The organism is Mojavia sp. (genome assembly GCF_059505145.1).
Map to the genome: position 1 here is coordinate 315,250 of NZ_JCACKA010000115.1, position 13,267 is coordinate 328,516.

General features: G+C 41.6%; 10 protein-coding genes. 6 read left to right on the plus strand and 4 right to left on the minus strand.

Features of this window, described 5'->3' with window-relative positions:
* Positions 1-115: 115 nt before the first annotated feature.
* Positions 116-901, plus strand: a complete 786-nt coding sequence (locus AC5JL8_RS32040; protein ID WP_495883707.1) for a DUF4058 family protein — start codon at positions 116-118, stop codon at positions 899-901.
* Positions 902-972: 71 nt separating this feature from the next.
* On the opposite strand, the gene AC5JL8_RS32045 is transcribed toward AC5JL8_RS32040, so the two are convergent.
* Positions 973-1,626, minus strand: coding sequence for a DNA-3-methyladenine glycosylase family protein (locus tag AC5JL8_RS32045; RefSeq protein ID WP_495883708.1), 654 nt, complete (start codon positions 1,624-1,626; stop codon positions 973-975).
* Positions 1,627-1,810: 184 nt separating this feature from the next.
* Between AC5JL8_RS32045 and AC5JL8_RS32050 the strand changes: the two genes are divergently transcribed.
* The 3 genes from AC5JL8_RS32050 to AC5JL8_RS32060 all read left to right on the plus strand — a co-directional run bounded on the left by AC5JL8_RS32050 (position 1,811) and on the right by AC5JL8_RS32060 (position 6,324).
* Positions 1,811-1,981, plus strand: a complete 171-nt coding sequence (locus tag AC5JL8_RS32050) for a hypothetical protein (protein ID WP_495883709.1) — start codon at positions 1,811-1,813, stop codon at positions 1,979-1,981.
* Between the two features lie 54 nt (positions 1,982-2,035).
* Positions 2,036-4,474 carry a sensor histidine kinase gene (locus AC5JL8_RS32055; protein WP_495883710.1) on the plus strand — a complete coding sequence of 813 codons (2,439 nt, stop codon included), beginning with the start codon at positions 2,036-2,038 and terminating at the stop codon, positions 4,472-4,474.
* A gap of 80 nt (positions 4,475-4,554) precedes the next feature.
* Complete coding sequence (locus AC5JL8_RS32060) at positions 4,555-6,324, plus strand: PAS domain-containing sensor histidine kinase (RefSeq protein WP_495883711.1); 1,770 nt, start codon at positions 4,555-4,557, stop codon at positions 6,322-6,324.
* Positions 6,325-6,879: 555 nt separating this feature from the next.
* On the opposite strand, the gene AC5JL8_RS32065 is transcribed toward AC5JL8_RS32060, so the two are convergent.
* Both AC5JL8_RS32065 and mnmG read right to left on the minus strand, forming a co-directional pair.
* Positions 6,880-8,172: a hypothetical protein gene (locus AC5JL8_RS32065; RefSeq protein ID WP_495883712.1), complete on the minus strand. Its 1,293-nt coding sequence runs from the start codon at positions 8,170-8,172 to the stop codon at positions 6,880-6,882.
* A gap of 210 nt (positions 8,173-8,382) precedes the next feature.
* Positions 8,383-10,326 (minus strand): tRNA uridine-5-carboxymethylaminomethyl(34) synthesis enzyme MnmG, encoded by a 1,944-nt coding sequence (gene mnmG, locus AC5JL8_RS32070; protein WP_495883713.1) that lies wholly within the window; start codon positions 10,324-10,326, stop codon positions 8,383-8,385.
* A 322-nt stretch (positions 10,327-10,648) separates the two neighbouring features.
* Here mnmG and AC5JL8_RS32075 point away from each other — a divergent pair, with 322 nt between their 5' ends.
* Positions 10,649-11,494, plus strand: coding sequence for a D-alanyl-D-alanine carboxypeptidase family protein (locus AC5JL8_RS32075; RefSeq protein ID WP_495883714.1), 846 nt, complete (start codon positions 10,649-10,651; stop codon positions 11,492-11,494).
* 96 nt (positions 11,495-11,590) lie between these two features.
* Here AC5JL8_RS32075 and AC5JL8_RS32080 read toward each other — a convergent pair whose 3' ends face one another.
* Positions 11,591-11,785, minus strand: coding sequence for a type II toxin-antitoxin system HicB family antitoxin (locus AC5JL8_RS32080; RefSeq protein ID WP_495883715.1), 195 nt, complete (start codon positions 11,783-11,785; stop codon positions 11,591-11,593).
* Between the two features lie 695 nt (positions 11,786-12,480).
* Between AC5JL8_RS32080 and AC5JL8_RS32085 the strand changes: the two genes are divergently transcribed.
* Positions 12,481-13,056: a TIGR04376 family protein gene (locus tag AC5JL8_RS32085; RefSeq protein WP_495883716.1), complete on the plus strand. Its 576-nt coding sequence runs from the start codon at positions 12,481-12,483 to the stop codon at positions 13,054-13,056.
* Positions 13,057-13,267: the final 211 nt, after the last annotated feature.

Genomic DNA, 13,267 nt, shown 5'->3' on the forward strand with positions numbered 1-13,267 from the left:
TCCTGCCCCCCTGCGGTCTAAACTGCAAATTAGGTGTTTAATAGCTTATCTGGCCTGCCATGCCAAAAAACTGAATTTGGTAGGATATGAACAATGAGAATCACATCCTACCCCTATGCCCTCACCATTTCCGGGGATGAATCCTTACCTTGAAAATCCTGAACTTTGGCCAGAAGTTCACAGTAGGTTGATTGTGGCTATCGCTGATGCACTAGCGCCCCATTTACGTCCAAAGTATCGAGTGGCGATTGAGAAGCGGGTATATCAGGTAACTGATGAAAATTCTGTTCTAGTTGGTATCCCTGATGTGAGCGTGGGGCGATCGCTGACAAAGACAGAAACAGAATTATCTAACATTGCAGTTGCACGACCGCCAGTTAAGCCTGTTACAGTCAATGTTCCCATGCCAGAGGAGGTGCGGGAAGCATACTTAGAGGTAAGGGAAGTAGGAACAGGGGAAGTTGTCACAGTAATTGAGGTTCTCTCACCCAAAAATAAGCGCTCAGGAGAAGGACGAAACGCATACGAACGCAAGCGTCAACAGGTATTAGGTAGCGTGACTCATCTCGTGGAAATTGACTTACTACGAGGCGGAAAACCTATGCCTATTTTAGGTAATCAGATTCAGGCAAGTTATCGCATTTTGGTGAGCCGCAGCAACTCTCGCCCTAAGGCCGAATTATACCCATTTAGTTGGCAAGAACCAATTCCATCCTTTCTATTACCACTGCGTAAGGGAGATATAGAGCCTTTATTAGATTTGCAAGTATTAATACATGGGGTATATGACCGGGCAGGTTTAGATTTGGCTATAGATTATACCTGTGAGCCTGTGCCGCCGTTGTCGGAAGCTGATGGTATTTGGGTGGATGCTTTATTGAGAGAGCAAGGGTTAAAGTAGTTTTTTACAGTAAAATTAAAGATTAGCCTCACGCAGAGACGCGGAGGCGCGGAGCATGAGAGGATAAGAGTTTACAGCATTTTTAATTTTGAATTGCCTGTAAGGGCATTGAGGTAGTAGTGCCAGAGGATTCTGGTGGCGACTGCACGCCAGGGTTGCCAATGCTGGGCGATCGCTTCTATTTGTGTTGGTGTTGGACGTGTTGTTAATCCTTTGAGTTTTTGTAAAGCGATCGCTACCCCTAAATCGCCTTTGGGAAAGGCATCGGGGCGTTGTAGTGCCATGAGCATGTAAATATCAACTGTCCAGTCTCCAATGCCTTTGACACGCTTTAGTTCTGTTCTAATAGCAGCGTCGTCCATTTTCTCCAGCTTGGTTAGATCAAGTTGACCACTTATGATTGCATCAGCCAAACTACGACAATAAAGAATCTTTTGCCGACTAAATCCCAAAACTCTTAATTGAACATCGTCAAGTGTCAAGAAATTTTCTGGTGTCAGCGGTTCCACAACCCCACATAAACGGTTAAAAATAGCCTTTGCAGCCGCCAAAGAAACTTGCTGTTCCAAAATTATTTGCAGCAGTGTCGGAAAACCTGTTTCTCTTCGCCAGATGGGTGGAGGCCCCAATGTCTCTAAAATCCGAGCCAAATCACTATCAAGATTGGCAAGCACCATTAAAGCATGAGTAAAACTTTCTTGAGTCAATGATTGTGTTAATGTCATCTTTTTAAATAATTGAAATTGTTAACTAGTTAAGTGTTCACCGTTTAAGGAGACAGGGAATCTTAAATTATGTCAAACGGCAATAATGTTAGTTATGATTTCCAAGTAAAAATTTTTCTCCACTCGCATACTGCCTGTTTGTAGCAGCCTGAAAGTAAATAAGATTAGGAATTTTTGCAATCGTTTGGTAAATGGTTCACCCGATTGGGTGAATGCGATCGCAGCATCCAGAACTACTCTGAAAGAAGAGGTAGTTTTATATGTTGTCGGCGATAATTCCCTTAGCATAAAAACTGTCAAGATGGCAAAGATCGCCTTAACTCATACATCAGTCGCTTGCGTAACAAAGGCATAAAGAGTGGATGAAACTGTAAAATCACTGCATAAACTAGATTTTCCACAAGGGACTATGACTTTGTTGGAAAAAGTTGCTGCCATTCTACCGGGAATGATTTTTCAAGTCCTGCAACAGCAAGATGGTTCCCAGGAAGCTGTTTATATTAGTTCTGGCTGTCGAGAACTATATGAATTAGAACCAGAAGTTGTCAAGGCAGATTTTCAGGTACTACACAAACTGATTCATCCACAGGATGTGAAAACCTTAGCAGAATCTGTTGCTATCTCTGCTGCGACTCTTACACCTTGGCGTTGGGAAGGTCGCATCATCACACCTAGTGGCAAACTCAAATGGATTCAAGCTGCTTCCCAACTGAAACGACAAGCGAACGGCGATCTGTTGTGGGAAGGCTTGATAATGGATATCACAGACCGCAAACAAGCAGAAGAACAATTGCGTAATAGCCAGATGCGCTATAAAGCAATTTTGGATGCTATCCCTGATTTGATGTTTCGTGTTAGCCGTGATGGTAAGTATCTTGACTTGAAAGGCGACGGAGCAAATATTGTCCTTTCAAAAGAAGAGATCATCGGTAAAAATATGCACGATGTCTTGCCAAGTGATGTTGCGGCTATTTGCCAAGAAGCGATCGCCAAAACTTTGGATTCTCAGAATTTGCAAACTTGTGAATATCAGCTACCAACGCCTTTGGGAATGCGAAATTATGAAGCACGATTGGTAGTTAGCGGTGCAGATGAAGTCTTAACAATTGTCAGAGATATTACAGAGCGCAAACAAGCAGAAGCTAATCTGCAAAATCTGGCTCAAAAGTTTTCTAAAGCTTTTCGTTGTAGTCCTAATCCAATTACAATCAGCACTTTCCAAGAGGGACGTTATCTAGAAGTTAATGACAGTTTTGTTAAACTTTCCGGTTACGAGCCAGATGAGGCGATTGGACGGACTGCTTTTGAGCTAAATATGTGGGTAAATAAGTGCGATCGCATGAAATTGTTGGAGGAGTTGCGAACCACAGGATGCGTTAGTAACTTAGAAGTTGAATTTCGCACTAAGTCTGGGGAGATAATTACAGCACTAGTTTCAGCAGAAGTAATTGATTTAGATACTACTCCCTGCATACTGGCAGTAACTCACGACATTACAGCACGTAAGCAGGTAGAAGCACAATTACGCCTTTCAGCACAACGCGATCGCCTATTAACAGAAACCCTAGCGCGAATTCGCTCTTCACTTCATCTAGACCAAATTCTCCAAACCACTGTGAGCGAAGTTAGGCAATTTTTGCAAGTAGACCGGGTTTTTATTGGTCTAAATGAGCCAAAGTTAGGAGCCGAAATTGTTGCTGAATCTGTAGTTTCCAACTATCCACCACTATTAGGTTGGACAACCCAAGATGAAAGCTATCTCCAAGAATTGAGAACTTTACTGACAACCAATCGTGTGCGTGTAGTGGAAGATATTAACCAAATCACACTATCTCCCAAATTGAAAGCACACTATGAACAATTCCAGACAAGGGCTACCTTAGCTGTACCAATTATGCTAGGTGAGGAATTGTTTGGTGCATTAATTGCTAACCAATGTTCTGGGCCTCGTCATTGGCAGCCAATCGAAATTGATCTACTACAGCAAATGTCAGAACAACTGGCGATCGCAATTCAGCAAGCACAAATTTATCAAGAACTGGCGACACTCAACACAAGTTTAGAACACCAGGTAGAAGAACGCACCGCACAACTACAACAAAAAATGCAGGAACTAGAAGAACTGCAACGGGTCAAAGATGTTGTGTTACACACTGTTGCCCACGATTTGCGAACTGCTGCTATGGGTAATTTGATGGTGTTAAAGAATTTACTTAAAGGTCAAGGGTGCAGTAAAGAATCTGTACAATCTCTAATTTCAGTGCCTCGCTCTATAATTGAGCGCATGGTTCAAGGCAGCGATCGCCAATTAGGAATGATTAACTCATTACTAGAAATGCATTGCTGCGAAGGTAAAGGAATTGTCCTTCGTCGTGAACTGGTGCATTTTAGCACATTGCTGGAGTCGATCATCAAAGACTTGCAGCCAATGCTCAATCAAAATCAAGCAACTCTCAAGACCTTGGTTCCTGAAGATTTACCTTTGGTGATGGCAGATCCAACTCGGTTACACAAAGTTTTGGCAGATATATTTACTCATGGCTTATACAATAATCCACCAGGATTAAATTTTACTTTAAAAACCACAGTTGAAGCCGGAATGATTCGCACTGAAATCCAAGATAACGGTGTAGTAATCAGCAAACTAGAGTGCGATCGCCTCTTCGATTTATATGTCCGCGATCCCCAAGCTTCTTGTTCCACAAGTATTGCCTTAAAAATGTATCTGGTTCGGCAAATTATTCAAGCCCACGGTGGCGAAATTGGCGTTAGTAGCCACCACAAGCGCGGGTTAACTTTTTGGTTTACATTACCTTTAGCAACTTCATCTACAACCGCTTGTCCATAAATTACCATCAAAAGGCCAGGGTATTATGGCAGTCTGGAAATAGGAAACCCTTTGATGGTGGTAAAGTTGGTAATACGCTAATGGCTACCTTATTGAGAACAGTGCAAAGGTGGTGTAAACAATCCTTTTCGGCATCAACAACAGATGAAACTACAGCCATTGCCAAAAGTTGGTGTCAAGATACAGAGTGGCTTGCTGCTAGACATCGCTTTTTGTGGCAGAGATTGCAACTATGGTTATTGCTGGCGCTAATTTGCTTGTTGTCCTTTACCTTACGCAACATTTACGACGTATTTTTCCCCCTTAAAGAGTTTGAAAAACTACCAGAGGCACTCAAAACTCAAGGGCTGTTCATCAATGTAGCGATGCTGCTGACTCTACTTGTATGTTTTGCCCTGCATAAAACTAAGTTCGGTCATCGTTATCCAGAACTGTTATTTTTAGGATCATCTTTATCAATTAGTTTGGGATCACAGTTTTTCGCTACACTCAAGGGTTTTGCCTTACCTGATACTCTCGGTTGGTCGTTGCTGTTTTTGAGTCAAGCGATATTCATCCCAGTTTGTTGGCATCTGCACTTTCTGACTCAGTTGGGTTTGCTAATTTACTATTTTGGAGTCAATACTGTATTTGGATTAAAAACACCGTTACCCGAACACCCCGAAATATATAATGTAACGTTTATCTTGTATGTGTTTTGGTTATGTGCCATATGTGACATTGGTGTTTATCTTTACGATCGCCTGCAACGCTCTGAGTTTTACGCTCATAAAGAACTAGAGTCAGCCTACCAAAAACTCAAGGTTGCAGAAGCTAAATATCGCAGTATTTTTGAAAATGCCGTTGAAGGTATTTTCCAAAGCAGCCCTGATGGAAAGTACATTACGGCAAATCCTGCATTAGCAAATATCTATGGATATTCATCACCGGAAGAGGTAACAGCAAACTTCACAGATATTGCACATCAATTATATGTTGACCCCAGCCGTCGAGCAGAGTTTGTGCGCTTGATTGAAGAGTATGGCAGGATCTCAGAATTTGAATCCCAAATTTATCGCCGCGATGGGAGTATTGTTTGGATTTCAGAAAAAGCATACGCAGTCCGTGATGAACAGGGAAAACTGCTTTATTACGAGGGAATTATTGAAGATATCACCAAGCGTAAGCAAGCTGAAGAAGCACTACGAGTGTTTTTTCATGCAGTTTCTCATGACTTACGTAACCCGGTACTTGGCACTTTAATGGTACTGAAGAATTTGCTTGCAAGTCCAGAAAGCAAAATCAGTATTTCACGTTCGATTTTAGAGCGGATGGTTCAAAGTAGCGATCGCCAGCTGAGTTTGATTAACTCATTAATGGAAGCTCATGCCAACGAGGTGCAAGGGGTTGTGTTGCAACGCCAACCAATAAAATTGCATACGATAGTGGAAGCCGCGATCGCAGATTTAGAGCCAATGCTAGCAGAAAATCAAGTAACCTTAACAAATTGGGTGACCGCAGATTTACTATTAGTAAATGCCGATCCAACGCAACTATGGCGAGTATTCTCTAACCTAATTGTCAACGCTGTTAAACATAACGCCCCTGGTTTGCTGTTGACAATCAACGCTCATCTTGAGGAAGACAAGATTTATTGCACTGTCAGTGATAACGGTGTGGGTATCAGTCAACAACAGAGTGAACGCCTTTTTGACCTTTACTTTCAAGCTAGTAACTCTCGCAATTCTGTGAGTTTGGGATTAGGACTGTATCTGTGTAAGCAAATCATTCATGCTCACGGTGGTGAAATTGGTGTAAACAGTGCATTAGGAACAGGGGCAACATTTTGGTTTACATTACCAATTAGTTAACTCAAGCAAGGCTTTTAATTAGGCGATCGCGCTTTTATAACTTCAGATACGTCTATAATTTTTATTGAGAGATTAATGAGGTGTCATACCCCGTATAGCAATTTAGAGCAATTACTGTATTATTGGGTAAAGGAAATTACCTAAATAAGTTTTTAATAGAAGCGCTAAGTATAGCCTTTCATTAATTCGTAGCGAATTGGTGTGTGAAAATACTCTGCGTTACTCTGTCTTGAAAAGTTTGCTCAACGGGGGGAACCCCCGCACGCAACTTTTCGCTGCGCTTACTTTGTGCCCCTCTGCGTTGAAAAAAGCTACGGACTTATGCAAAACGGTGCTTAGTGAAGAGAATTAGGTGCAAATAATATTTTGCTTCTCTAACATGAGCATGAGTTTTTGTTAATTATTCGTAGTTGAGTGGAATCGGCCATTATCTTAAGTAGGTAAGGATATACCCTACCTACAGTGCATCTGTAGTTTTACTCAATTGCCAATTCCTAGAAATTTGTTGAACCTCAACCTCATAATTTAAGAGATTTGAGGGCAAGTATAAATTGTTTACAGCTTTTGTCCTGTGTAAATTGACCGCACTTCGCCGTTACGACGGATGATAGCTTCGCCGTTACTAACATCCACTAACGTCCAGCCACTTGAGCCAATTCTTTCACCCACGACAAAGCGCTGAGTTACACCCTCAATTTTAAACAAAGCAGCAGATTTGCTTCCTAACTCTAGCAATCCCTCTAACGTATGGCTAGGAGCCGCAGTCGTTGGAGGAGTTACCTGTTGCTGAAATGCCACAGCCACGGGTGCTGTATCCGCAGACAGTTGCGGTGGTGCAGATCGGAATGGCACTACTGGGAATGCAGGTAGAAGTTTGGATGATTTTCCTACGGTGATTGGTGCAGTTCGCACAGCCACAGGTTTAAGTTCTGGTCGCACAGCCGCCGCCAACATATTTACACTCACCGGCTTGGGTGCTTTCTGCACTGAATTCAAGGCGTTTTTCACCGTATCAGGTTGAGATACTGTCGCAGTCGCTACTGATGATATGGGTTTAGGAACGCCAGGAATTACTGGAGGTGTATAGCGCATTGGGGAAGGCGCTTGATAAACAGGTATATATATCCGCTCAACAATGTTTGTAGAACTTTTGGGAGCAGGTGGTGTATTATTAGCCGCCAGAGGAGGTGGTAGGATAACACTCCTTTGATTGTTAGCAAATGCTAAGGCTGTTTGGTTGGGAGTTCCTGCAACGGCCAGTCCAGAGTTGGCAGAACTGTAATTGTTTCTGGATTGTTGCCGATCAATAACTGCCAGCGCTCCTAGCATATAGTCAACTAACTCAGCCTCAACATCTACCTTTGTAGGCAATTGCGGCTGTGACACCTGAAGCTTAGGCAGTGTAGGTGTGAAAGTTAGTAAAGTTAATACCCCAGAGTGTACCAAGTAGATAACACCAGCGATCGCCACACCCACAGTTGACCCCACAACTAGCAACTTGCCCAAAGCACGATTACTTGTTTGAGGACTTCTACTAACTGGTTTTACACCATGAGTGCCAACCACAACCTTACTCAATGGCTTCCTCTTTTGAGGAACTCGTTGTACAGTTCGGTTTAGTTGATTTGGCAAGACAATCTGTGGCATTTTAACTGTCTGTGCCGAACCATATCCTAAATTCCTAGTTTGGGAAGTTATATTCCCGCTAACATCTAAAATTTGGTCGATATCGGCAAAAATATCATTCATCAAACCATCAGCATAAATATCTATCGACCAAGGCTCATTGACGATCAAGTCTTCTGAGATTTCCGGAATAATGAGATGAGTGCTGGCTTCTTTTAACATAGGCTTTTGGGTGGTAGCTGCTAGGACGGAGAAATACCGCCCCTACTGCCGGAGAGTCAGGATTTTGATGAAACATCCAATCGCACGTCCAAATGAGACGAGTTGATTGTTGGGTAGTATTAAATTCAACTAAGAATTCAGAGACTGCTGATGATGCCAGTTCTTAATCCATGTCATCTATCATACCCATCTCCTCCTTAACTACTATACTCACGCTTCATGAAGTTTTTTTGAGGATAATGCTGTAAACTCCGGCTGATTCTTTGTTTTGCGTAATTCTAGATATATTAACAAGGCATTAATATCGGCTGGGTTCACCCCACCAATACGTGCAGCCTGACCAATTGTGAGTGGTTTTACTTTACTTAGCTTTTCCCGTGCTTCTTTAGAGAGAGTATCAATTGTTGTGTAATTTAGCTCCGCAGGTAACTGGCGGTGCGCCTGACGCGCAATCTGCTCAATCTGATTTTGTTGCCTAGCAAGATAGCCAGAATACTTGATGTCTATTTCTGCACCTTCTTTCTCAATGGTGTTAAGTTCTGGGTTTCCCAGTCCATAGCGATCAAGGTGAAGGTAATGAAATCCTGGCCGCCGCAGCAAGTCAGCTAGGGTGATTGAGCCTTTGATTGCTTGCTGGGTATCGGTGGCGATCGCTACCCCAATTTCATCATGCTCCTTAACCCGCGTAGCGTGTAGCCGTTCTTTTTCGGCGATAATCTGTGTTTGTTTTTGGGTAAACAAATCCCAACGGCGGTCATCAATCAAGCCGATTTCGCGTCCCAAAGGTGTCAGACGTTGATCAGCATTATCAGAACGCAGTATTAATCGGTATTCTGACCTACTGGTGAGCATCCGATAAGGTTCCCGTAAGTCTTTCGTACACAGGTCATCAACCAGGGTTCCGATGTAACTTTGCTCACGGGGAAAAATAATCATCTCCTGATCGCGCACAAAGCGAGCTGCATTAATTCCCGCCACCAGTCCTTGAGCAGCAGCTTCTTCATAACCTGTTGTGCCGTTTACTTGTCCAGCACAAAACAACCCAGCAATTTTTTTAGTCATCAATGTGGGGTAACACTGGGTGGCTGGTAAATAATCGTATTCCACAGCATAAGCCGGACGTAACATCACACAGTTTTCTAAACCAGGGAGACTACGCAACATTAATAGTTGCAGATTTTCCGGCAATCCTGTAGAAAACCCTTGAATATAAAGTTCGGGAATATCTCTGCCTTCTGGTTCAATAAAGATTTGGTGGCTTTCCTTATCTGCAAAGCGCACAATCTTATCTTCAATACTGGGACAGTAACGAGGGCCTTTAGCTTCTACCCAACCACCATATACAGGTGACAGGTGCAAATTTTCCTGAATCAAGCGATGGGTTTCAGGAGTTGTACGGGTAATGTAGCAAGGCATTTGTTCCCGTTCTACCCAAACTTCAGGGTCAAAGCTAAACCAACGGACTTCTTCATCCCCTGGCTGGATCGACATTTTAGTGTAGTCTACCGATCGCTTATCTACCCGTGCTGGTGTGCCAGTCTTGAGTCTTCCGGTTTCAAATCCTAAACGATTTAGGGTTTGCGTCAATCCTTCTGCGGCAAATTCTCCAGCACGTCCGGCCGCCATCGATTTATTACCAACCCAAATCCGTCCCCCCAAAAAGGTTCCTGTCGTTAGGATAACTGCTTTACACTGGAACGCCATACCAAAGTAAGTCTGAACGCCAATTACTTCATCATTAGCGCCTAATACCAAATCTGTGGCCATTCCTTCCCGAATGATCAAGTTATCTTGATTCTCAACAATCCCTTTCATCACAGCAGCATATTCCCGCTTGTCTGTTTGGGCACGTAATGCCCATACTGCTGGCCCCCGTGAAGAATTGAGAATGCGCTTTTGCAGGTAAGTACGGTCTGCTATCTTGCCAATTTCACCACCCAGCGCATCAACTTCATGGGTTAGCTGGGATTTGGCCGGCCCACCCACGGCTGGGTTGCAAGGTTGCCAAGCGATTTTATCTAAATTGAGTGTCAACAGCAGAGTACGACAGCCGAGGCGTGCAGTGGCAAGGGCCGCTTCGCAACCGGAGTGACCTGCACCGACGACAATCACATCAAAAGCGTCTTGAAATTCAACGGAATTGTGCATGGTCATACTTACAGTGTCAGCAAGCTTAAAGTCATTTCCAATTTTAGCTGATCCCGTGGTTTCATGGATGTAGTTTGATATGCAACAAGTTATGAAAATAACTATGTATTTAGCGCCTACATATTAGTCTGTTTAGATTTAAAACTTTAGTAAAATATATGGGGTTTTGTCATAATTTGTTTCAATCATTGAACAATCCTATGCCTAAGTCCCGCTTTGCATAAATTCGTAGCTTTTTTCAAGGCGGAGGGACGCGAAGTAAGCACAAAGTATTTTCAGGCATCAATTCGCTACGAAAAAAGGCTGTAATTTAAAGTAATACTTGTATATGCAACGAATTTTGCGGAAGACGGCTTTTTTTAGTATTATTTTCTTTATCGTTTTTGCTTTAGTTGCTAGTAACGGAATTGCTCACCACAAATTGGTTGGTAATACTGCACAATTCATTGACTGTAGCTCATTGCCATGTAAAGATTCCTCCCAACAGGCAATAACACCATCTCCAGTTACACCATTTACTCCCAATCCGCAATTAAATGAGCAGCAGCGTTTTTTGTCTGCAATTACTAATAAGTTATTAACTATTCCTGAAGCTGGCACTTTTGAATATATTTTGCTGCGTCAGTATGGTGCAGCATATGCGAATCAAGAACCAGAAATTAAACTGCCTAAAAAAGTTATCTTTGACAACGAACAAGAAACCAAAGAATTCCAATCTACTTTAACAATGCTGAAAGTTGATGGTACTAATGATTGTTATTTACAACAGCCAGCAACAATAGCTTTTAATAAAGCGCGATCGCTACAAAATATTTCCCTCAAATCTGGTTATGGTAGTGGTGATTGTACTCGTACTTTCACCACAAATTTAAGATTTTGGCACAAATATGCTAACGATAGAACTTTAGAAAAAGTTCGCCAAGGTAAAGAAACAGTAATACTTGGAATAGTTGCACCGCCTGGAACATCACAACATCTCTGGGGATTAGCAATTGATTTACGCGTATCAAGTCAAAAGCAGAGACAAGCTTTAAATCAAAATGGCTGGTTTCAAACTGTAGAAAATGATATTCCACATTGGACTTACCTAGGTTTAACTGAAGATAATTTACCTTTATTTGGTTTTAGAAAGCAAATTGTCAGAGGTATTGCTTATTGGGTAACGCCGCTGTAATCAATTCAAAATTAAAAAATACAGTAAAAATAAATTTGCAATATTAAATACAAAAAATAACCTAATCGATTATTATCAATACATGATTTTTTAAATTCATCGAACTTCCACATAACGTAGCTCTGCATTTTGAGTTACTTCATCAACAGTTTCTAGATAAGCTTTAATCGCACCTTTGATATTTTCTAAAGCCTCTTCTTCTGTTGCTCCCAAAGTCCAGCATCCTGGTAAAGCAGGACACCAAATAGCATATCCTACATTCGTTTTGTTAAGCTTGACTTTGTATCGCATATATAAACAACCGCTTTTGTCTGTTATTTTATATGGTTAAGTTAAATAAAAATCGATCATGCGATACTGCACAAAATTAAAATCTTAATTTATCAAGCAGAAGTTGAGAGTTTGTTGACATACAGCAGGTTGCAAACGAGTGAGGTACAGATTATTGGGCACAACATTGTTGTGTCCCTACCGATGTACTTTGATAGCCTTGGAAGATTATATCTAGCGTCCCACTAATGGTAATAGTCATAAATTCGTCTAAGTAGATAAACTTGAACAGTCTTAAGATTAACAATCGTTACCGTGCATATATCACTTATAAGGTAAAATCTGCCTGTATCTAGAGTAAGAATTTAAGAGGATGTTTTAAAAGTCCTCTTGTTGGTAGCAAAACGTTTTAGATCCCCCTAAATCCCCCTTAAAAAGGGGAGGCAGTGCGTTGCGGAGGTTCCCCCCGTTGTAGTAACTGCCGTGGACTTTAAGAAGTTTCCCCCCTTTTTAAGGGGGGTTAGGGGGGATCAATAAGTGTTTAAAATCACAGCCAACTACTTTTCAAACAACCTTTAACTTATTTAAAAGAATGATGTTGTATAAAAACTCATCAGAAATGAAAGCTATTTTACAGTGAACTATTACGATCCGCTTTCCGCCGATGATTATAATTACTACAATAAAATCACATACCTGACTCTGGAGTTCTGGCAGTGGGCTTATTTGATGATTTAAGTCGGTTTCTAGAAAACCGTTTAGAAGAATTCTTGCGTAATAATCCTCATTTGGAATTAGAAGCGCTGTTAGAACAGTTGCGGGAGCAAGAGGAAGATACTTTAAAGCTGGTTGCAGATTTACAATTACAGGAAAAGCGATCGCAAGAGGAAATTTTGTCCACCGCTCAAGAAATTCAGCGTTGGCACATCCGTGTTCAAAAGGCAAAAGCTGCTGGACGAGAAGATTTAGCAACTGCGGCACAACAGAGAGAAGCAACCCTACTACGCGAAGGAAATCAACGCTGGGGACATATGCAGGGGCTGAAAGAACGCATTAATCAATCTAAAGAACTACTACAAAAAATTCAGTCGCGGCGACAAGAAGTACAAGCCAAAGCTACTGAAGCACAAACAGCACGTGCTAAAGCTCAAGCTCAACAGCGTTTAGAAACTAATGGTTGGTCGAATCCAAGCAGCAGTTATTCTAGCAGTTTTGACGACTTAGAAGACAAGTTTCGCCGTTGGGAAACCCAAGACGAGTTGGAACAAATGAAACGTAATATGGGAAAATAATCAGTTTTCAATTATCAGTAATCAATTACTCAGTCTTGAGGCTGTGTACTGATTACTGATGATTAATTACTCACAAAATAACGGTATCAAATAATATTTAATGTGATTTTTTCAAGTTTTAGGTTAAAGCCATTCAGAAAGTAAATTATTCAAATTTTATTTAATTTTTTAATCAGGCTTGATTTTTTTGATAGAGTTAATTTAATCAGAC